This window comes from Desulforegulaceae bacterium (genome assembly GCA_034006035.1).
Classification (GTDB): domain Bacteria; phylum Desulfobacterota; class Desulfobacteria; order Desulfobacterales; family JACKCP01; genus JACKCP01.
In genome coordinates, this window is sequence record JAVETN010000015.1 from 29,537 (window position 1) to 50,686 (window position 21,150).

Annotated in this window: 23 protein-coding genes and 1 tRNA gene; 4 read left to right on the forward strand and 20 right to left on the reverse strand. The window is 34.9% G+C overall.

Annotated features, from left to right (window positions below):
* Positions 1-17: 17 nt before the first annotated feature.
* From RBR53_10505 to RBR53_10540, 8 genes are all read right to left on the reverse strand, one after another.
* The gene (locus tag RBR53_10505) at positions 18-683 is read right to left on the reverse strand and encodes a 50S ribosomal protein L25/general stress protein Ctc (protein ID MDY0133084.1); all 666 of its coding nucleotides are present in this window, start codon (positions 681-683) and stop codon (positions 18-20) included.
* A gap of 24 nt (positions 684-707) precedes the next feature.
* On the reverse strand, positions 708-1,649 hold the full coding sequence (locus tag RBR53_10510; GenBank protein MDY0133085.1) for a ribose-phosphate pyrophosphokinase: 942 nt from the start codon (positions 1,647-1,649) through the stop codon (positions 708-710).
* 36 nt (positions 1,650-1,685) lie between these two features.
* Positions 1,686-1,760, reverse strand: a tRNA-Gln gene (locus RBR53_10515).
* A gap of 4 nt (positions 1,761-1,764) precedes the next feature.
* A complete protein-coding gene (gene ispE, locus RBR53_10520) occupies positions 1,765-2,640 on the reverse strand; it encodes a 4-(cytidine 5'-diphospho)-2-C-methyl-D-erythritol kinase (GenBank protein ID MDY0133086.1) in 876 nt (291 codons plus the stop codon).
* Positions 2,618-4,006, reverse strand: a complete 1,389-nt coding sequence (locus RBR53_10525; protein MDY0133087.1) for a Do family serine endopeptidase — start codon at positions 4,004-4,006, stop codon at positions 2,618-2,620. The genes ispE and RBR53_10525 overlap by 23 nt, the downstream gene beginning before the upstream one ends.
* A gap of 27 nt (positions 4,007-4,033) precedes the next feature.
* The gene (locus tag RBR53_10530) at positions 4,034-4,297 is read right to left on the reverse strand and encodes a DUF1844 domain-containing protein (GenBank protein ID MDY0133088.1); all 264 of its coding nucleotides are present in this window, start codon (positions 4,295-4,297) and stop codon (positions 4,034-4,036) included.
* A 189-nt stretch (positions 4,298-4,486) separates the two neighbouring features.
* The gene (locus RBR53_10535) at positions 4,487-5,386 is read right to left on the reverse strand and encodes a heterodisulfide reductase-related iron-sulfur binding cluster (GenBank protein ID MDY0133089.1); all 900 of its coding nucleotides are present in this window, start codon (positions 5,384-5,386) and stop codon (positions 4,487-4,489) included.
* Positions 5,370-5,912, reverse strand: coding sequence for a 4Fe-4S dicluster domain-containing protein (locus RBR53_10540; GenBank protein MDY0133090.1), 543 nt, complete (start codon positions 5,910-5,912; stop codon positions 5,370-5,372). The genes RBR53_10535 and RBR53_10540 overlap by 17 nt, the downstream gene beginning before the upstream one ends.
* A gap of 621 nt (positions 5,913-6,533) precedes the next feature.
* Between RBR53_10540 and pta the strand changes: the two genes are divergently transcribed.
* Positions 6,534-7,529, forward strand: a complete 996-nt coding sequence (gene pta / locus RBR53_10545) for a phosphate acetyltransferase (GenBank protein ID MDY0133091.1) — start codon at positions 6,534-6,536, stop codon at positions 7,527-7,529.
* A 25-nt stretch (positions 7,530-7,554) separates the two neighbouring features.
* Complete coding sequence (locus RBR53_10550) at positions 7,555-8,805, forward strand: acetate kinase (GenBank protein ID MDY0133092.1); 1,251 nt, start codon at positions 7,555-7,557, stop codon at positions 8,803-8,805.
* 74 nt (positions 8,806-8,879) lie between these two features.
* Here RBR53_10550 and rsmI read toward each other — a convergent pair whose 3' ends face one another.
* The 10 genes from rsmI to ffh all read right to left on the reverse strand — a co-directional run bounded on the left by rsmI (position 8,880) and on the right by ffh (position 14,993).
* Positions 8,880-9,725, reverse strand: a complete 846-nt coding sequence (gene rsmI / locus RBR53_10555; GenBank protein MDY0133093.1) for a 16S rRNA (cytidine(1402)-2'-O)-methyltransferase — start codon at positions 9,723-9,725, stop codon at positions 8,880-8,882.
* Positions 9,718-10,095: a YraN family protein gene (locus RBR53_10560; GenBank protein MDY0133094.1), complete on the reverse strand. Its 378-nt coding sequence runs from the start codon at positions 10,093-10,095 to the stop codon at positions 9,718-9,720. Before RBR53_10560 ends, rsmI begins: the two co-directional genes overlap by 8 nt.
* 3 nt (positions 10,096-10,098) lie before the next feature.
* Positions 10,099-10,686 carry a ribonuclease HII gene (locus RBR53_10565; GenBank protein ID MDY0133095.1) on the reverse strand — a complete coding sequence of 196 codons (588 nt, stop codon included), beginning with the start codon at positions 10,684-10,686 and terminating at the stop codon, positions 10,099-10,101.
* A gap of 43 nt (positions 10,687-10,729) precedes the next feature.
* A complete protein-coding gene (gene rplS / locus RBR53_10570) occupies positions 10,730-11,086 on the reverse strand; it encodes a 50S ribosomal protein L19 (protein MDY0133096.1) in 357 nt (118 codons plus the stop codon).
* Positions 11,087-11,114: 28 nt separating this feature from the next.
* Complete coding sequence (locus RBR53_10575) at positions 11,115-11,678, reverse strand: RNA methyltransferase (GenBank protein MDY0133097.1); 564 nt, start codon at positions 11,676-11,678, stop codon at positions 11,115-11,117.
* Complete coding sequence (gene trmD, locus RBR53_10580; GenBank protein ID MDY0133098.1) at positions 11,665-12,414, reverse strand: tRNA (guanosine(37)-N1)-methyltransferase TrmD; 750 nt, start codon at positions 12,412-12,414, stop codon at positions 11,665-11,667. Before trmD ends, RBR53_10575 begins: the two co-directional genes overlap by 14 nt.
* Positions 12,411-12,932: a ribosome maturation factor RimM gene (gene rimM, locus RBR53_10585; protein ID MDY0133099.1), complete on the reverse strand. Its 522-nt coding sequence runs from the start codon at positions 12,930-12,932 to the stop codon at positions 12,411-12,413. Before rimM ends, trmD begins: the two co-directional genes overlap by 4 nt.
* Before the next feature lie 137 nt (positions 12,933-13,069).
* Positions 13,070-13,300, reverse strand: coding sequence for a KH domain-containing protein (locus RBR53_10590; protein ID MDY0133100.1), 231 nt, complete (start codon positions 13,298-13,300; stop codon positions 13,070-13,072).
* Between the two features lie 83 nt (positions 13,301-13,383).
* Positions 13,384-13,626 (reverse strand): 30S ribosomal protein S16, encoded by a 243-nt coding sequence (gene rpsP / locus RBR53_10595; protein MDY0133101.1) that lies wholly within the window; start codon positions 13,624-13,626, stop codon positions 13,384-13,386.
* A 35-nt stretch (positions 13,627-13,661) separates the two neighbouring features.
* A complete protein-coding gene (gene ffh / locus RBR53_10600; GenBank protein MDY0133102.1) occupies positions 13,662-14,993 on the reverse strand; it encodes a signal recognition particle protein in 1,332 nt (443 codons plus the stop codon).
* Positions 14,994-15,115: 122 nt separating this feature from the next.
* On the opposite strand from ffh, the gene rlmN reads away from it, so the two are divergent.
* The gene (gene rlmN / locus RBR53_10605; protein ID MDY0133103.1) at positions 15,116-16,168 is read left to right on the forward strand and encodes a 23S rRNA (adenine(2503)-C(2))-methyltransferase RlmN; all 1,053 of its coding nucleotides are present in this window, start codon (positions 15,116-15,118) and stop codon (positions 16,166-16,168) included.
* Between the two features lie 71 nt (positions 16,169-16,239).
* On the opposite strand, the gene RBR53_10610 is transcribed toward rlmN, so the two are convergent.
* Positions 16,240-17,223, reverse strand: coding sequence for a tRNA 4-thiouridine(8) synthase ThiI (locus tag RBR53_10610; protein ID MDY0133104.1), 984 nt, complete (start codon positions 17,221-17,223; stop codon positions 16,240-16,242).
* A 328-nt stretch (positions 17,224-17,551) separates the two neighbouring features.
* Here RBR53_10610 and RBR53_10615 point away from each other — a divergent pair, with 328 nt between their 5' ends.
* The gene (locus tag RBR53_10615) at positions 17,552-19,696 is read left to right on the forward strand and encodes a UvrD-helicase domain-containing protein (protein ID MDY0133105.1); all 2,145 of its coding nucleotides are present in this window, start codon (positions 17,552-17,554) and stop codon (positions 19,694-19,696) included.
* A gap of 108 nt (positions 19,697-19,804) precedes the next feature.
* On the opposite strand, the gene RBR53_10620 is transcribed toward RBR53_10615, so the two are convergent.
* Positions 19,805-20,836, reverse strand: a complete 1,032-nt coding sequence (locus RBR53_10620; protein ID MDY0133106.1) for a bile acid:sodium symporter — start codon at positions 20,834-20,836, stop codon at positions 19,805-19,807.
* Positions 20,837-21,150 lie beyond the last annotated feature (314 nt).

The window sequence follows — 21,150 nt, forward strand, 5'->3', positions numbered from 1 at the left end:
CTTAGAAAGTTAAAAAATTAGTCTTCAGTTGCTTCTGTTTCTTCTTCAGCTGACTCTTCAGTTTCTTCTCCGTCTTCTAGGCCTTCTAGATCTTCATCAAGCTCTTCTTCTTCAGGCTCTTCAGCATCAGGAGCTACAATTGTAAGAACTGTATAGTTAACCTCTTTATCAACTTCAACTTCAGGGCCAAACTCAATTTCTTCAATATGAACAGCATCTCCAAGCTCAAGCTCAGACACGTCGATTTTAACTGATTCAGGAATATTATCAGCTGTACAGCGAACGTCAATTTCTCTTCTTAGAATCTGAAGCATTCCACCGTTTTCAATACCAGGGCATTCTTCTTCACCAAAAACTTCAACAGGAACTCTAAAATCAAGCACCTGGTCTTTTTCAATGGTAAGAAAATCAGCATGAAGAAACTTACCGCTGACAACATCAGCCTGGAGTTCCTTGATCATTGCCTGGTAAGTATTGGAGCCAAGAGCAACTTTAAGAAAAACTTCCATTGTATCTGTTTTTTTAATTGCCTTTTCAAGGTCAATAGTATTTACCGAAACAGGTAATGCTTCGGTTTTTCTTCCGTAGATAACAGCTGGAATTCTTTTATCTCTTCTCAGAGCTTTGCCTGCCTGTTTCCCTGTTTCTTTTCTTTCCAATGCTTCAATCTCTATAAATTTCAACTTTAACTCCTTGATTTTTCTTGATCAATCAAAAAGAGAAGTTACAGAATCTCCTGTATGACTTCTCAAAATTGCTTCGCCTATTATTCCAGACATTGAAATAATTTTTACCTTATCTGAACCTGCAGCCTTTTCAGACAAAGGAATTGTATCTGTAACAACAAGTTTTACAATAGGTGAATTTTCTATTCTTTCTAAAGCAGGGCCTGACAAAACAGGATGAGAACAAAAAGCATAAATCTCCTTGGCACCCTGTTCAATAAGAATCTTTGATGCTTCTGTCAAAGTTCCTGCTGTATCAACCATATCATCTAAAATAACAGCTTTTTTACCAACTACGTCTCCAACAACAGTCATTAAGCCAATCTTGTTTGGAGCAGTTCTGTGTTTATCAACTATAGCCCACTCTGCTCCAAGCCTTTTTGCAAAAGCCCTGGCTCTTTCAACTCCTCCTGCATCTGGAGAAACAACTACAAGCTCGTCCATATTAAAGATTGATGAAGCATAATCCCTTAAAACAGGAGCAGCATAGAGGTTGTCAACAGGTATGTCAAAGAATCCCTGAACCTGACCTGCATGAAGATCAACTGTGATAACCCTCTGGGCTCCTGCCTTCATAACCATATCTGCCACAACCTTAGCACTAATGGGAACCCTTGGGGCAACTTTTTTGTCCTGACGGGCATACCCAAAATAAGGAATTACAGCGGTAATTTTTCTTGCTGCTGATCTTTTAACTGCGTCAATCATCAAAAGCAGTTCCATAAGATTATCATTTACCGGACAACAGGTTGACTGAATTATATAAATATCCCTGCCCCTGACATTTTCGAGGATTTCCACCTGAACTTCGCCGTCACTAAAAGTTGTTACTTTTGAATTACCCAAAGGTTTTCCAAGGTATTCTGAAATTTTTTCTGCAAGAGAAGGGTTGGAATTTCCTGCGAAAATAGTTAAATCGTCCATTGTTCCTCGCGGAGACCTGCTTTAATATTTATTTTTTGGCTGGGGTGGAAGGATTCGAACCTTCGCATGCAGGGATCAAAACCCTGTGCCTTTCCGCTTGGCGACACCCCAGTAATCATTCAACAAACTCTGATGAATACACTTTCCAGTTTTCAGGATAAGCATTTAAAATATATTCAAATCCTTTATCCCTGGCTGGTTTATCACAATAAATGCCGAAACAGGTTGATCCACTCCCAGACATTTGTGTAATTACAGCACCTGATTGCTTAAGAAGAGTTTTGACACTTCCTATTTCAGGAAGCATTTCTTCAGCAACAATTTCAAGATCATTGAATAAGCTTTCTTTTACTTCTAAACAGTCCCTAAACAAAAGTCTTTTATTTATTTTTACCTGGTTTGTCAATCCCCAATTAATTTTTTTATAAACTTCTGCTGTTTTAATCCCTTTTAAAGGGTGAATTAAAACCAGGTATTTTTTTTCAAGACCAGGATGGGGAGAGACAATATTTCCTATCCCGGTGCAAACAGCAGGCCTTGATCTTATAAAAAAAGGGAGATCAGCACCGATTTCAGCAGACTTTTCCTCAAGAAAATCAAGAGAGAACAAATCGTTAAAAAGAGAGTTCAGCCCTGTCAGCACACTGGCTCCATCACTGCTTCCTCCTCCAAGCCCGGCTTCTGAAGGAATGTTTTTTTTAATTTTAATACCTATCCCTGTTTTTATTTTCGATTCCCTTAAAAAAATGGAAGCCGCCTTAAAAGCCGTATTTGATTCATCGCAAGGACAATCAAACTCTCCACAACTTTCCAAAGTTATACCCAAAGAACTGCTTTTCAATTCTATTTCAACCTCATCATAGATTGAAACAGGCACCATAAGGGTTTCAAGAATATGGTATCCATCTGAACGCCGGCCTTTTATATCAAGATATAAATTAATCTTTGCATAAGCTTTTTTGATTATTTTATTTCTGGATCCTGATAACACTAAACCCCCGATTGTATTGTTTGACAAAAAAGGAAACATCTTCCTTGTCTTTAAAAGTATTTATAATTTCAAGATAGTCTTTTGGAGAATTAACAGGTTTATGGTTTATCTGCAAAATCACATCCCACTTTTTCATTCCAGCCTTAAAAGCTTTACCTTGAGGATCAAGGTTTGCAACAACAACACCCTGACCAAATTTTACATTGAGCCTTTCTGCGGTTGTTTTGTCAAGCTCAGCAATCTGAATACCAAAAGGAATTTTGGATATTTGGTCACTTCCATCTGCTAAAGGGCTGTCTCCTCTTTTTCCTATTTTAACTTCAAAGACTTTTTTCTTTCCTTTTCTTACAATCCCAATATCTACCTTTGAACCTACTTTAAGAGCTGCAACTTCACGGGTTAAATCCCTTGAGTTTTTAACCTGCTCTTTCCCAACAGAAACAATTATATCTCCTGGTTTTATACCTGCATCTGAAGCTGGATTGCCATCAAAAACCTCTGAAACAAAAACTCCTTCAGGTTTTTTAAGTCCGTAATATTCTGCAATTCCTTCGTCAACATCCTGAATTTGTACACCAAGCCATCCCCTGACAACCTCTCCATTGTTTTTAAGCTGTTCTATAACAGAAGAGGCCATGTTCGATGGAATTGCAAAGCCTATTCCCTGGGCTCTTGCAAGAATAGCTGTGTTTATCCCAACAACCCTTCCTTCAAGATCAAGAAGAGGCCCTCCGCTATTTCCAGGATTGATTGAAGCATCTGTTTGGATAAAATCATCGTATGGACCAGCGTCAATAACTCTGCCCTTTGCACTTACAATTCCTGCAGTAACAGTCTGCTCAAGACCAAAAGGGCTTCCTATGGCAACCACCCACTCTCCAACCTTTAATTCTCCAGAATCTCCAAATTCAAGAAAAGGAAGTTTTTTTTCTGATTCAATCTTTATTAAAGCAAGATCAGTATTTGGATCACTGCCTATTTTTTTAGCATCGTATTCTTCGCCGTTTTTAAGCTTTACCTTAATTTCATCTGCATCAGCAATTACATGGTTGTTTGTTACAATATAACCGTCTGAATCTATAAGAAAACCTGAACCAAGGCTTTTTTGCTCAAATTCTTTTTGGGGAAGACCTTCATAAAATCTTCTAAAAAACTCATCAAACAAATCATTTCCAGGGGAATAAAAAGGTTTTCCTCCAGCAGTTTTTTTAACAGTCCTTATATTAACAACAGAATTTTCTGCATGTTTTGCAAGTCCGCTGAAATTTTCAGGAATGAATTTAGCTGCAAAACCTAATTGAAAGGTTCCAATCATTAAAAAAAACACAATCCAGTAAATAAAAACATTAAACTTATAACTTTTCATAAAAAACTCCATTGATTAAAAATAGATTCACGATTCCTTTACATACATAAGTCTTAAATCATGCAGTATATTTTCAATAAGTTTTATTTCTTCTTCGTTTAAATTACCTTTTGTCTTCTCTTTGAGCATTGCTATTATATCAATTGTTTGTTTTGCCAGAGAAATGTTTTTGTTCTTCTGCCCTGTACCAGGATCTGGAATCATCCCGAGATTATAAAGAGCCGAAGCATTAAGAGACATTATAAATGTATTAAAATCAATATCTGGCATGGAGTCTGTTTTCTCAGACATAAATGAATCCTTTCAATGAAATTTTGTTTTTTTGTCAAAAAAATTAAACTAATTAAAAATATTTAATCTTAGATTTCCTAAAGTGAAATCTAAATTTTTGTACTCTATCATAAATTATACCAATAAAAAGAAAAATATTTTATCTGACTTTCCCAAATAAAAACCCATAGATTAAATGATTCTGAACAACTAAAGGAGTTTATTCTCCTTAAGAAGAGGAATCGGATCTACCAGATGTTTTTTTAGCCATCTTTCTGCATTACTCAGATTACATGCAAGGCCTATAAGTTCTGATATATAAAAAACAGGAAGCCTTGTTTCTTTTGACCCTCTCAGCTCAAGGTTAACCTGACACAAAGGGCAAAAAGAAATAATACAGTTTGCACCGCTTCTTTTGGCCTGATCCCTGATTTTATCAACCTGAATATCTGCATGATCGGGCTTTGTAACAGCAAGATGAGCCCCGCAGCATTGTTTTGCATATCCCCATCTTTTAGTCTCAACTCCAAGGGAGTCAACAAAACTTCTAAGCTCTGCTTCATAGGGTAAAACATCAAAACCTGTAAGCCATTCAGGCCTGGTAAGAAGACAGCCAAAATACAAAACAGGCTTTATTCCCTTAAGAGGATTAACAACAGCGTCTTTAAAAATCTCCCTTCTTGAATCTGTGAGAACCTCAAGAAAAAACCTTAACCGCACTGTTCCATCATATCTTCTCCCTATTGCCTTCTCAAGAATATCATTTTTAACAGGAGTATGACGCAGTGTATTCTCAGCTGTACGAAGCCTTACATAGCAACTTGGGCAGGTAACATAAAGTTCGTCTATTCCCTGTCTTTCTGCTAAAAGCAAATTCCTTCCTGCAAGAAGAAGTGCATAATCCTGACTTACACTATGAGCCGGTGATGAACCGCAGCAATTCCAGTCTTTAAGCTCTTCAACCCAGGATCCTACAAGTCTTGCAATTGCAAACAAAGATTCACCAAGCTCCTTGGCACTGGACATGAGGGAACATCCCGGGTAGTAATATATTCTTGAATGCTCTTTTTTTACCTTAGGATGTTCAGATAATTTATTGATTTTTCCCATCAAAGTAATCTCCCATGGCACGAATTTCTTTTAGTTTTTTAACTCTTGTGGGCAGAAGCTCAAGCCTTCCGTGCTTAATCATCTTAATTCCTGCACCAACGTCTTTGAAATAAGAACCGGTGGCAAGCTTGTATCTCATCATAAACTCCAGTTCATATACCCTTCCGCGTTTATCAACCTGCTTTAAAAACTCTCGATGAAAAGCCCAGATATCCGGTTCTCCGGGCTTAACTCCTTCTGAAAGAGCCATTTCTCTTAACTCGTCCATCATATGTGGAATATGAATTCTATTGGGGCACTGGGCAACACAGGCATAGCATCCTACACAAACCCAAATTGTTTTTGACCTTAAAACTTCTTTTTTCATTCCAAATTGGATCATACGGATAATCTGGTTAGGATAATAGTCCATTAATTCCAGGGCAGGACACCCTGATGAACAAGCCATACAATGAAAGCATCCACCAAGCCTGCGGCCTAACTTTTCCTCAACCTTATCAAGGAAGCTATTGTCAATTTTTTTCATTTTAAACCTTTATATATTCCTAACAAAGTTTAGGTGATTCAAAAAAATTTCAGTTTGTACATTCCTTTTAAAAAAAGAAAAAATATAACTAAGGGGTGAAGATATGTCAATTAATTTAAAACAATGAATAAACTAAGAATTTTTAACCAAAAAAACACCTTGTCCACTTAAATTATCAATTATTACAGACTCAAAAATCAATTCTAAAAACACTAGCTTTAATACATCCTCTGGTAAAAAATTTTAACATCTATATTTATAAATTTATAAAAAACTCTTATTTGTTAAAGATAAAACTAGGTAAAAGTTCAACACTATTAGAAATAGAAGGCAAGCTGAATCAAAGAAAAAATTTTGTGAACATTTTTTTGATTAAGTTTTTTTGCCGGAAATATTTTAAAATTTCATTCTAATTGCTTTTGTTTTTCAAAATATTGTAATACTTTTGATTTTTTTGTATATGGTGATCTATGTTTTTTTGATTTTTTATTGCACTGACAAAAAATAATAACTATAGTTTAGTTTTGATCTTTGCGGGTATTAAGTTTTTAAAATCAAGAAATTTAAAGGCATAAAAATGCCTGATTTTTTTATTATATATTATTTATACGGAGGTGGAATGTGTCTTCTTTAATGGACAATTTTTTAAACAAAGCAAAGGAGTTGCAAAAAACAATTGTTCTTCCTGAGGGTGATGATGAAAGAATAATTGATGCTGCAAATGAAATCGTTAAACAAGGGCTAGCCAAGGAAGTTGTTATTCTAGGTGAAGAATCAGCTCTTGAAAATGCTTTCAAAACAAAGGGCTATGATATTAATTGTACTTTTATCAACCCTGAAACAAGTAAATATTTCAAAGAGTTTACTGATAAATTCTGTGAAATGAGAGCAAAAAAAGGGATGACTCCTGAAAAAGCAGCAGAAACAATGAAAAATCCTCTTTTTTTCGGTACCATGATGGTAAAGCTGGGATATGCTGACGGAGCTGTTGCCGGTGCAAAAAACACCACTGGTAATGTTTTAAGAGCTGCAATTCAGGTCCTTGGAACCAAGCCGGGAATGAAAACAGTATCTAGCTGTTTTATCATGATCACACCCAAAAAAGAATTTGGTGAAAACGGGACTCTTATATTTGCAGACTGTGCTGTAAATATTGATCCAGATTCAAGAAAACTGGCTGATATTGCCAATGCATCTGCTGAAAGCTGTAAAGCATTTCTTGAAGCAGAACCAAATGTTGCAATGCTTTCCTTTTCCACAATGGGAAGTGCAAGCCATGAATATGTTGACAGAGTTTCTGAAGCAGTAAAAATCTTGAAAGAGGAAAACCCTGAACTTAAAGTTGACGGTGAACTTCAGGTTGATGCAGCTCTTGTTGAAGCTGTAGGTGCTAAAAAGGCACCGGGAAGCCCCATACCTGGAAAAGCAAATGTACTGATATTTCCTGATATTCAGGCTGGAAATATTGGCTACAAACTTGTTGAGCGTTTTTCAGGTGCTGATGCAATAGGACCTATTATTCAGGGACTTGCAAAGCCGGTCAACGACCTTTCAAGAGGATGTAAAGTAGAAGATATTGTAAATGTTGCAGCTATAACAGCTGTTCAGGCAAACTAATATAATTATAAAAACAGGATTGAAAATGAAAATTTTAGCATTAAACTGCGGCAGCTCGTCGCTTAAATATCAGCTTACTGACTGGGATAAAAAAGATATTATAGCTTCAGGAATAATTGAAAGAATAGGAATTGGAGGTTCTTTTATCCAGCATGAAGCTCCTCTTAAAAACTATAAAGCAAAAACCAACTACGCAATAGAAGATCATGAAGTTGCAATCGAATTAGTTATAAAAGCTCTTATTGAAGGTGAAGGAGCTGTGATTGACTCAATGGATGAAATTGCTGCTGTTGGGCACAGAGTTGTTCACGGAGGAGAAAAATTTACAAAAAGTGTTCTTATCACAGATGACGTGGTTAACCACATTGCAGAAGTTTCAAACCTTGCACCTCTTCATAACCCTGCAAACCTTACAGGTATAAGAGCTGCAAAAATTGCAATGCCTGAGGTTCCTCATGTTGCTATTTTTGACACTGCTTTTCATCAGACAATGCCTGAAAAAGCATTTATGTATGCAGTTCCCTATGAGTGGTATCAAAACAATGCAGTCAGAAGATACGGTTTTCATGGTACAAGTCATCTTTATGTTTCAAAACGTGCAGCAGCACTTCTTGGAAAAGATGCAAACGACTGCAATATAATTACACTTCACGTAGGAAACGGTGTATCTTGCTGTGCTATTAAAAAAGGGGTTTCTGTTGATACTTCAATGGGTCTTACTCCTCTTGCAGGTGCAATCATGGGAACAAGATGCGGAGATATTGACCCTGCAATTCCTCTTTTCATGATGAAAGATCTAGATGTAGGTCCAAAATATATGGACAATCTTCTTAATAAAAAATCTGGTCTACTTGGAATAACAGGACAGTATACAGACAGAAGAGATATTGAAAATGCAGCAAAAGAAGGCGATAAGCGTTGTGAGCTTGCTGTTGAAATGGAAACATACAAGCTAAAGCAGTATATAGGAATGTATGCGGCCACTCTTGGAACAGTTGACGCTATTGTTTTTACAGCTGGTGTTGGTGAAAACTCAGGACTTATCAGACAAAAAGTAATAGAAGACCTTGATTGTCTTGGAATTGTAGTTGATAAGGAAAAGAACCTTAATACAAGAAGCAGTGCAGGAGAAACTGAGCTTTCAACTCCTGAATCTAAAATTAAAGTATTTATGATTCCAACAGATGAAGAAATTGTTTTTGTTGAAGACGTTGTTGCAATTATTCAGGGTAAATATGATGATCATACAACCTACCCATATACATTTAAAAAATAATTATAGCTAAAAACAAAACCCTTCCATCTAAATTTGGAAGGGTTTTGTTTCGCATTAAATAATCCACCCCAAAACTAATTGTTTTGTTCTTTTAACTCCAGGATAACCTTATAAATATCATTTTTTTTAAGATTATACTCAAGAGCTATTTTTTCAGCCACAAGCTTTGGTTTTAATTTTGATTTTTCAAGTTCTGATTTTACAATTTTACAAAGATCAATTTCTTTCATTGATTTATTTATTCCACCTTGAATAAAAATTGCAATTTCACCTTTTACTGAATTTTTAGATAAAAGAATTCTTTTAATTTCAGAAAGTTTGCCTCGGATAATTTCTTCATGAATTTTTGTAAGTTCACGGCCAAGTACAGCATCACGATCCCCGGTTTTTAAAACAATTTCATCCAGGGTTTTAATTATTCTTTTTGGAGATTCATAAAACATTATGGGATAGTCTGAGTTTTCCAAATCCTTTAGAATTTTATTTCTTGAGCTTTCTTTAGAGGGCAGAAAACCAAAAAACGCAAATCTGTCAGTTGGAAGACCTGAAACTGAAACTAAAGCAGTAAGAGCAGAAGCACCTGGAACAGGGATAAGCCTTACCCCTTGATTTGAAGCTTTTTCAACCAGTCTAAATCCAGGATCTGAAACAAGGGGAGTGCCTGCATCTGAAACAATTGCAATTTTCTTTCCCTGAATTGCCTGGTCAATAAGATAATTGGATTTTTCATTTTCATTATGATCATGAAAAGCTGTCATTTTTGATTTGATTCCAAGCTCTGATAAAAGAATGCCTGTTTTACGAGTATCTTCAGCTGCTATCAAGTCTGAATTTTTAAGAACTTTAATGGCCCTGAGAGTGATATCATCAATATTTCCAATGGGAGTTGCCACAATATAAATAACAGGTTCATCACTCATAGTTCCCGCCTTGAAATCCGTCCTGAATAAGTCTTGCTTTATAACTACCTTTTTCACCGGGCTCAACAGCAACCACATCAAACCTGACATTTATATCTGAAACCTGGTTTTGAGCTAGATAAATTTTTGCTGTTTTTATGATTTTCTTTTGCTTTCTTAAATCAACAAAATCTTCTGGAAGTCCAAAGTCTGAATTTTTTCTGAACTTTACCTCCACAAAACATAAAACATCCCCATCTTTTGCAATTATATCTATTTCGCCAAATTTTGTTCTAAAATTTCTTAAAATAATTTTATATTTTTTTGATCGCAAAAAACTACAGGCAAATTTTTCTGCTTTATTTCCGGATTTTAATGGAGAAAGTTTCATTATTTACTTTAAATTGAATGTTTTTCTATGGATAGGTAAAATTCCACTGATTTGAATTGCCTGCTTATGTTTTTTTGTGGGATAACCCTTGTGATTTTCAAAAAAATATTTGGGATAAATTTTTGAATACTCTTTCATTATTTTATCACGAAAAACTTTGGCAATTATTGATGCTGCACCAATGGAAAGCGATTTGGAATCACCTTTGACAATAGTTTCTTCATAAATTCCACAATCTGTTTTTGCATTCCCGTCAACAAGAATGCAGTCAGGAATTATATCAAGACAATAAACAGCCTTAACCATTGCCATAAGACTGGCATTTCTTATGTTTGCCTTGTCAATAACTTCAGGGGATGAAATCCCCACTCCAACCCTGCATTGTTTACAAATAATTTCAGCAAGGTCAGTTCTTTTTTTCTCACTGAGTTTTTTGGAATCATCAATTCCTATGATCTCAAAATCTTTGGGTAAAATAACAGCTGCAGCAACAACAGGACCTGCAAGAGGTCCCCGTCCTGCTTCATCAACTCCGGCAATTATCTTACAACCTTTGCTTAAGGCCTTATTTTCATAAAAAAGCTTGTCCATTTTTCTACGATAGAAAACAATCCCCCTTTTAAGGGGGAATTGCTTATCTTACGTATGCTTTTTCTTTAATTCTTGCAGCCTTACCCTTACGGTCTCTAAGATAATAAAGCTTGGCTCTTCTTACCTTGCCTTTTCTTTCAACTTCGATTTTTTCCACTATAGGTGAATAAAGAGGAAAAATCTTTTCAACTCCTACGCCATCGGAAACTTTTCTCACTGTTATAGTAGCTCTTGGGTTGGCAGAATTTTTTCTTCTTATCACCACACCTCTGAACTGCTGAATTCTTTCTTTTTCGCCTTCTTTGATTCTCACATGTACATTCACTGAATCACCAGGAACAAAATCCGGAATATCAAGCCTCATTCTGCGGCGTTCAAGTTTGTCTATTATTGTAGTCATTTTTCCCCCAATAGGTTGATATATTTTTTCATCTGTCAGACAAAAGCCTGTCAACTATTATTGCAGCTGCTGTCCTGACGGACAGGTGATTATAGTCTGAATTCCTTTTTAAAGGTTCCAGCACATAATCTGATTTTACAAACACTTCTTCAGAAAGACCCCATGCTGTGCCAAAAATTAAAACATAATGTTTTTTTTCTTCAGCCATTATTTTCTTCATTGCTCCAAAACTTTTACAATCTTGCCGGTAAATTGCTGTTGTAGGAACAAGCACAGGATCAAGCCCACTATTTAAAATATCTTTTTTTAAATCATCAAGGCTGTCAACAATCTTTGCAATTTCCAAAGCTTTTTTACGATCAGGATTAACCTTCCCGCCCTTGTTAACAGTCCAATGCTCAATTATTGTTTTTACCAGCCCCTTTTGATCTTCAAGAGGGGTAACAATATAATATTTTTTAAGTCCGTATGTTCTTGCAAGCCTTGCTATATCATGAATATCAAGATTTGTTACAGCAGACGAACCAATTTCACCTTTTTTATTCAGCACAGGATGATGAACCAACGCAATGCTGATATCACTTTCCAACAAAATCTTCAAGTCTCCTGATTGTACCCGACAAAATTTTTTTTTCTTCCTCTGATACTGGGTTTGAAAAAAGCAAATCAGGCCTTTTATTTAAGGTTTTTACAAAAGAAACGGTCTTTCTCCATTTTTTTATTTCCCCATGGTTGCCTGAAAGAAGAACTTTGGGAACTTCCCTGCCTCTGAATTTAAAAGGCCTTGTATAATGAGGATACTCAAGGCGACCTGACTGAAAACTTTCCTCCTGGACAGACTCACCGCAACCAAGCACACCTGGAATAAGCCTTCCAACAGAATCAATTATTGCCATTGCAGGAATTTCTCCTCCTGTTAAAACATAGTCTCCAGAAGAAATTTCCATATCACAGCAAAGCTCTATAAATCTTTGATCTATACCCTCATACCTTCCGCAGACAATGATAAGCTCATCTAAAAAAGAGAGCTCTTCTGCAATTTTTTGGGTATACTTTTTTCCTCCGGGGCTCATCACAGCAACTTTGGCACCAGGATACTTGGTTTTTGCAAATTCAACTGATTCAAAAAGCGGCTCAACTTTCATTACCATTCCAGCTCCGCCACCATATGGTCTGTCATCAACATTTTTATGTTTGTCTTTTGCAAAATCTCTTATATCTATAATAGAAACTTCAATTTTACCATCTTCAATGGCTCTGCCTATAATACTTTCTTTTAAAAATCCTGAAAATATTTCTGGAAAAATAGTAAGAACTGCAAATTTCATAAATCCAGAAGCCCTTCAGGCAGAGTTACTTTTATAAGGCTTTCTTTAATTGAAACAGAAACTATAATGGTTTTTAAAAAAGGAATAAGTATTTCTCCTTTCAAACCTTTTACCTCAAGAATATCAGAACTGCCTGTGCGCATGATGTTTTTCACTTCCCCAAGACTGCCGGCTTCTGAATCAACAACATCCATTCCAATAAGATCATGCCAGTAAAAGGAATCTTCTTCAGGTTCAGGAAGGTTGTTTTTCTTAATATAAATATTTCTTCCTTTAAGAAGCTCAGCCTGATCTCTTCCTTGAATTTCCTTAATTTTTACAAGAAGGCTTTGTCTTTTTTTTACAGAAAAACCTAAAGCCTGGTAAAGTTCAAACTCCAAACCGCCTTGTTTTTGCAAATAAAGACTGGAGCCTTCTCCAAAGATTTCATAATTTTCTGCATAGGAATGAACCTGTAAAAGCCCTTTAAGTCCATGTGCTCCGGAAACTCTTCCTACTAAAATATAATTGGAATCCATAGTTTTTAAGCCCGACCTTTTAAAAGAACCTTTAAATCATCAATCCTTGGTTAATCATTATAAGCCATACACAAAACAAAGAGGCTTGTAGAAAACAAGCCCCTGATCCAGGAAACAAATTACAACCTGGTTAACTTTTATTCTATAATTTCCAAAACAACTTTTTTTCGAAGCTTTGCTGAAGAAGAACTTAAAATAGTTCTCATTGCTCTTGCTGTTCTCCCCTGCTTACCAATAACCTTCCCAAGATCTTCTTTTGCAACCTTAAGCTCCAGAACCGATGTCTGATTTCCTTCAATTTCATTTACCGATACCTGATCCGGTGCATCAACTAACGATTTGGCAATATACTCTATCAGTTCCTTCATTACGATTCTCCTTCCAGTAACTTAGATTCAAAAAGACTTTTTTAGTATTTGTTTGTCCAGGGGAGCAAAACATAAGCCAAGAACTAAACTACACCCTGCTGCTTAAGAAGGCTTCTTACTGTTTCTGTAGGCTGAGCTCCTGTACCAATCCAATACTTTATTCTGTCTTCCTTAACTGTAACTTCATGGGGATTGGTCAGCGGGTTGTATGTGCCTACAGTTTCAAGAAATCTTCCGTCTCTTGGAGACTCTGAATTTGCAACAACAATTCTGTAAAAAGGCTGTTTTTTTCTACCCATTCTTTTTAGCCTGATCTTTACTGCCATAACGATTATTTCTCCTTATAAATATAAAAAAGCTGTTAAAAAGGCAAAATTCCTCTGCCAAGAGATTTCATCATACCTTTTTTATTAAATTTTTTCATCATTTTCATGGTCTGATTATAATTTTTCAGAAGCTGATTAACATCCTGAACCTTTGTACCAGAACCGCTTGCTATTCTTTTTCTTCTGCTGCCGTTAATTATTCCATGACTTACTCTTTCCTTTTTGGTCATTGAATTAATTATGGCCTCTACCTTAATAAGCTCTTTGTCGTCAATGTCAAGCTGTTTCATGGCTTTATTGTTCATTCCCGGAAGCATGGCAAGAATGTCTTTAATTGAACCCATTTTTCTAACCTGAACCAGCTGATCTTTAAAATCTTCCAGGGTAAACTGATTTTTCCTCAGTTTTTGTTCCATTTCAGCGGCTTTTTTATGGTCAACCATTTCCTGGGCTTTTTCTATAAGAGATAAGGTATCTCCCATCCCAAGAATTCGAGATGCCATTCTTTCAGGATAAAAAGGCTCAAGAGCAGATAAACTTTCTCCCATACCAAGAAATTTGATGGGCTTTCCTGTAACAGCTTTCATTGAAAGGGCTGCTCCACCCCTTGCATCACCGTCTGCTTTTGAAAGAACAATTCCTGTTAATCCAAGCTTTTCATCAAATACCGAAGCTACCTGAAGAGCTTCCTGGCCTGTCATTGCGTCTGCCACAAGAAGAATTTCAGAAGGATTTAATATTTTTTTAAGATTTACCAGCTCATCCATCATGGATTCATCTGCCTGAAGTCTTCCTGCTGTATCAAAAATAACAGAATCAAACCCGTCTTCAACAGCAATGGAAAGAGCTTTTACACACAATTTTTCGGGTTTATCGCCTTTACTGGTAGGATAAACCGGGATATCAACTTCTATACCCACCTTTTGCAGCTGATCAACAGCAGCAGGCCTGTAAACATCTGCGGGAACAAGATAAGGTTTTAAACCTTTTTTCCTAAGATGAAGACCAAGCTTTCCAGCAGTAGTTGTTTTACCTGCACCCTGAAGACCTACAAGCATTATGCTCAGTGGTTTTTTTCCAGAAAAATCAAGCTCAGTTTCAGAAGAACCCATAAGATTTACAAGCTCTTCATTAACTATTTTAACTACCTGCTGTCCAGGAGTAAGGCTTTCCATAACCTCAACACCAAGAGCCCGCTTTTTCACTTCTTGGATAAAACTTTTAACAACCTTAAAGTGAACATCAGCTTCTAAAAGAGCAATACGAACTTCCCGCATTCCATCTTCTATATTAGCTTCACTAAGCTTTCCTCTACCTTTTAATTTCCTAAAGGCATTATCAAGTTTTTCACTAAGGTTCTCAAACATAAATATCTTCCTATATTAACTATATTAAACTAAAATCTTGATTTTAATATCCAAGAAATGATAAGTCAATGAAAATCAAAAACTTAAACATGACTAACAATTCAAAATAAAGAAATTTGTAAATGCCGAAACAAGATATCAAAAATTTTTCATTAACGGAACTGGAAAATTATTTAAAAACTAAAAACATAGCCTCATTCAGGGCAAAACAAATTTTTAAATGGGTTTATTTAAAACAAACAGATTCCTTTGAAGAAATGACAGACCTTTCAAAAGACTTTAGAAAAGAGGCTTCCGAGCTTTTTTCCAACAAAAGACTTGAAACAAAAAAAATAACAAGCTCAAAAAAAGACGGGTCAAAAAAGTTTCTTTTTTGCCTTGAAGACAAAAACTATATTGAATCTGTGCTTATTCCTGAAAAAGACCATTACACTCTTTGTATTTCTACCCAGGCAGGATGCAGACAAAATTGTAAATTCTGCATGACCGCAAAAAGCGGATTTAAAAGAAATCTTTCAACTTCAGAAATTATTTCCCAGATAAGAGATACCCAGAAATACTTGATTGATCTCAATGAAAAAAATCCTAAAAGACTTTCAAACATTGTATTCATGGGAATGGGAGAACCCCTTGACAATTATGATAATGTTTTAAGAGCCATAAGAATAATCACAGATCAAGATTATGGGTTAAAAATTTCAAGAAGAAAAATAACTATCTCTACCTCAGGACTTGTACCTGAAATAGAAAAACTGGGCCGTGATTCAGGGATTCCCATTGCAGTCTCCCTGAATGCAGTTAATGACAAGCTAAGAACAGAGCTTATGCCTGTAAATAAAAGATATCCCCTAAGCCAACTTTTATCGGCCCTAAAAAATTATCCCATGGCCAAACGTGAAAAAATCACTTTTGAGTACATTCTTATTAAAGGAATAAATGATTCCTATGAAGATGCAAAAAAACTGGCTGTTCTTTTAAGGGGGATGAAGGCAAAAATAAATTTAATTCCTTTTAACCCCCACCAAGGAGTTGATTTTGAAAGACCAGACAAAGAAACAATAGAAAAATTTGGAAAAATTCTTCTTGATAAAGGATATACAGTGATTGTCAGATGGTCAAAAGGTGATGATATAGGAGCAGCCTGCGGCCAGCTCAGTGCTTCCCATTCGGATTAAGCTAAAACCTAAATTGAGTAATTTTAAGTTTGCCGTATTTAACAGCAAAAAAACCTCAATTTAGGTAAAAGTTAAATGAGCATGTCCTCAACTTCTGATCTGTCCAAAGGAAAAATCCCTTTTAAAAGCTCCATTTCTCCTTTTTCAAACAAAATATTGCAAGGATAGTCTTTTGGAGCTTTTGTATAACCAGCGCAAATTGAACCAGCTGTAAACATATTTTCTCCGCTGCCTCTTAAAAGACATAAAGGCCCGGGGTATTCAGCAGTTCTTATTTTTATACAATCTATTTTTGAAGAAATCTTTTCAAGCTTTGAGTTTTCCTTTTCATCTCTGCCCACAACAAGCTTTTCAAATGGAGAAATTCTTATATGTCTGCCTAAACTTAAAAGCTCATAATCTTCAATTTCAATATTTTTTTGAAACTCCATAAGATCTCCAAGTCTTTTGCAAAAAAGCTTATCAGTCAAAAGACAGCCTCCGGCAGGAGCTGGAAACTGATCAACCCCGTATTTTTGGGCAAGGGTAAGCTGAGGTTTTCTTGATCTTCCGTTTAAACCAAGAAGATCTTTTCTTTTTAGCCACCCTTTTTGCTCAGGAATTGTTTCAGGAAGAATCTTTCCGCTCAAAGGCCTGACAATATAGCCTCTCATTCCTGAATTTTTGTCCACATAGATTAAGGAATTTTTACTTTGAGACATGGGTCTTTGCCCTACGACCTCACCGCTGAAAAGAAAATCTGCCCCTTCTTCTTTCATTATAGAACCTGCAAGCTTAAACATAAGACTATGACAATCAATGCAAGGATTTAAATTTTTACCATATCCAAGCCTTGGATTTTTAAGCATTTCAAGATAGATTTTGGTTATATTTTTAACTCTTAAGTCTATATTATAACGCTTTGAGGCCTTGATAGATTTTTCCGCTGAAAAAAAAGGAGTTTCAAAAGTAATCCATTTAACATCTATTCCAGCCTCTTTTAAGACAAAGGCCGAAAGAATACTGTCAAGTCCGCCAGAACTTATTCCCAATGCTTTAATTCTTTTTTTTACCATAGCTAAATATAAAAACCATAATTTAAATTATTAAATATCAAGCTGAAGAATAACCTTATTTAAAAAATTTTCCCAGCAATTTATAACTAAAAAACAAAATCTTAACTAAGAAAATCTAACATAGACAAAAAAGTATATCAAATCAAAACCAGCCTCTTTTTTGACCTAGCTTTGATCAAGCCAGCCCAGGCTGATTAAACCCAGCCAGGTTTAATTAAACTTTAAAAAACATTTCCTGATTCAATTTTAATCTAAATTAAAAATCTGGTTTTCATTTAGTCAGTATGATATACATCTTGCTTTATTTCATTTCTGAAAGAATCAAACCATGGAAAAATTCAAAAATATAATTTCTACTGAAGAAAAAAATTTAAAAGATTTAATTGAAGTATCAGAAAAGGTTTTTTCAGAAGAAAAATCAATAAGAGAAAAAATTTCACAGGAAATAAAACAGCTTCGCAGAGAAAAACTCGAGCTTTTAGACTTTAATGAAAAAAACAAAATTGAAAAAGAAATAATAAGACTTCAACTTCAATCCTCAAGATATATTTTTCAGGATCCAAAAATTTTAAGATCACCATATTTTGGAATTCTTGAATTAGAAGATCATCAGCTAGGAAAACTTTCATATAAAATAGGCAAAAAAACAATTTTTGGCAAAGATGGAGAAATTTCAGTTATTGACTGGAGAGAAGCCCCCATTTCAAGACTTTTTTATGAATATGAATCAGGTGAAGAATATGATGAAGATATAAGAGGAATGGAAAGAAGCGGAACAATAAATTTAAAAAGAAGAGTAGGAATAAAAAACAGGGATCTTAAATCAATTTCAGAAAAAGATTTTACCCTTGTAAAAGACAATCTGGGAACCTGGGCTGAAAAAACTCAAAACGAATCATCTTCAAAAAGAAAAGAAGAGCAAAAAAACCATTGCCTTCCTGAAATTACAGCTCTTATAAGCAAAGATCAATTCAGGGCAATTACACTTGAACCTGAAAAAACATTTATTCTCCAGGGAAGTGCTGGAAGTGGAAAAACAACCATAGGCCTCCATAGAATTGCCTATATGTGTTATTCTTACCCTGAAAAATTTCCCCCATCCAAAATTCTTGTATTAATGTTTAACAAATCACTTCAAAAATATATTGAAGGGGTTCTTCCTGAACTGGGAATTTCAGGAGGAGTAAAAAGTCTTACGTTTCATAAATTTGCTTTTTCAATTCTTTCAAAGGAAAAGCTTGTATCAAAATGGAGAAACGGGAACCCTGAAACTTTTAAAATAAAAAAAAGCGGGTTTGCTGTAAAACTTGTTAACTCTTATTGTGAAAAACTTTTTGACAAATCTCTAGAATGGATAACAGACAAATTCAATGAAGCAGGTTTGAATTCTTCAGCTGAGAAAGTACTTGAAGCTTCATCTCTTGATCAATTTATTAAAATTTTAAATGATTTTAAAATATCCCGGCCTTTGTCTAGCAATGAAAATTTGGAGTCAAAAATTGCCTCAAAACTTTTATCAAGACTAAACAATCACAGCCTTGACCTTTATAAAATGTTTACAAACGAAAAATTTATAGAAAAAACAGCCAAAAAAGAAAATTATAAAATTGATGAAAAGCTTATTAAAACTTTAGTAAATTCACAAAAAGATTTTTATTCAAGGGGTGAAAGCGACTTTGCAGACATAGGAATTCTTATTTATCTTCTTCAGTTAAAAGGGGTGGATTCTGCCCTTCCGGGCTATTGCCATATCATGGTTGATGAAGCCCAGGATTTAAGCCCTGCAGAACTTGCCGCAGTTATAAACGCCTCTGATGATAAAAAATCAGTTACAATCTGCGGAGATATGGCCCAGGCAATTAAAAATGATGTATATTTTGATAAACAAAAGGGGTTTGCAGGATTTGTAAGGGAGATTTCTTCTTCAAATAATTTTGCAACAGCAGCAGAAACTCTTAAAATAGGATACAGAGCAACCAGAGAAATTATGGATCTTGCCTGGTATATAATGAAACAAAAAAAGGACAGCTCTTTAAATTCAAGAAAAGGAGAACCTGTTTCAATTAAACTTACCTCTTCTTTTGATGAAACTATTTTTAGAACAAAATCATTTCTTGTTTCCCACCAGTTACAAAGACCAGATTCATTAACCTGTATAATCTGCAAATTTAAAAAAGATGCTGATAAAGTTTTTGAAGAATTAAAAAACCACCCTGAAATAAAAAACATAAGAAGACATGAAAAAGATGACTTTATTTTCTCTCCTGGAATTATTGTAACAAATGCTCATCAGGTAAAGGGTCTTGAATTTTCAAATGTAGTTTTTATAAATCCTTCAATTTCCCAGTTTCAGGACAATGATCACGATAGAATGCTTCTTCATGTTGGGTTTACAAGAGCATCTGAAAAACTTCTTATCATTGGCCATGAAAAAATGGCGTATGACCTTTTAAATTATACCCCTGAAAATTAAACCCAAGCTTTTATTAAAACATTAAAAACAATTTAAAATCAGGTATTAAACTTTAAAAAATCTACTTAAAATACAGCCTGGTTTTCCTAATCTTATGCAAATACAAATTTACTTATCTGATTTCTTTTTAAAAAACCTTAATTTACGGGTTTTTTGCTTTGTTTGTGTTTTTAAAGATTTTTCACCAAAAATATAAGGGGTGAGTTTTACATACCAGGCAGCAGACTGAACCTGAACAATATAGGCAGCTGCAACTACAAGAGCTGCTGTTGAGCCTTCTGTTCCAAAAGCATTAATTGCAATTGCAAGTGCTATGGAAAGATTTCTCATAACAGTCCCATACACAAGAGCAATCCCGTCTCCTCTATTTAAAAACAATTTTGCAACAATTGTACTAAACAAAAAATTTGCCCCATAAATTATTGATACAGGAATGAGAATATAAAGGATAATTTCAGGCGAGCTACCTATTGCTTTTGCTTTTAAAGCCATGGCAACAAAAACTATTCCCACCACCCCAAGTGTTGAAAGTGCTGGAAATTTAGGACCTATATCAGAAGAATATTGGGTGATTCCATATCTTTTAACAAGAAATTTCCTTGTTAAAACTCCGGCTATCATTGGAATAAAAACAATGAGGATAATCTGGTTAAAAACCTGAACAACATTGATTGTAATTGCAGTTCCCATTAAAAACTTCACATAAAAAGGGGTTACAGCACTTCCAATTGCAAGTCCTGCCACAGTCATTTTTACGGCTGCTTCCACATTACCTTTTGCAAATCCTGTCCATGAAATTGTCATTCCGCTGGTGGGAACAAGGCCTGCAAGTAAAATTCCCAAAAGCATATAAGGATTTTCTCTTGTAAAAAAAATAAGGCCTACGGCAAAAACCCCAAAAGGTAAAATTAAAAAATTTATTCCAAGTGCAAAAAGCTGAGCTTTTGTATCCCCTTTTTCAAAAACCTTGCTCATATTTAAATTTACCATCATGGGATAAACCATTAAAATAGTAAGAGGCATGATCAAAGATTTTAAAAATTCAGAATCATAAAACCAGCCAAATAAAAATCCGGAAAGCATCATAAAAGGAATTGCAATGGTAAGGTGTTTTTGAATAGTTGAGATAAGTTTCCACATTTGTTTGATTAACCTCATAAATTTAAGTTTTTAATTTGAACAAATCTTGATTTTCATACATAAAAGAGAGAGAAAAACTTTGATTAAGTTACAAAAGATTTAAATTTACCCCTAAAACACTTGAGTAAAAAAACAGCTTTAAAAACCTGCAATTATCAATGAATTTAAAAAAATATACTTAGAATAAGCGAGAAATTCACCAAAAGCCAGGCTAATTAAAACAAGAAGATGGAAATAACTATAAAAATAAGGTAAAATATCAGCCTGGTTTAATACCACAAGATCATAAAACAATTGTCCAATACTCTTAAACT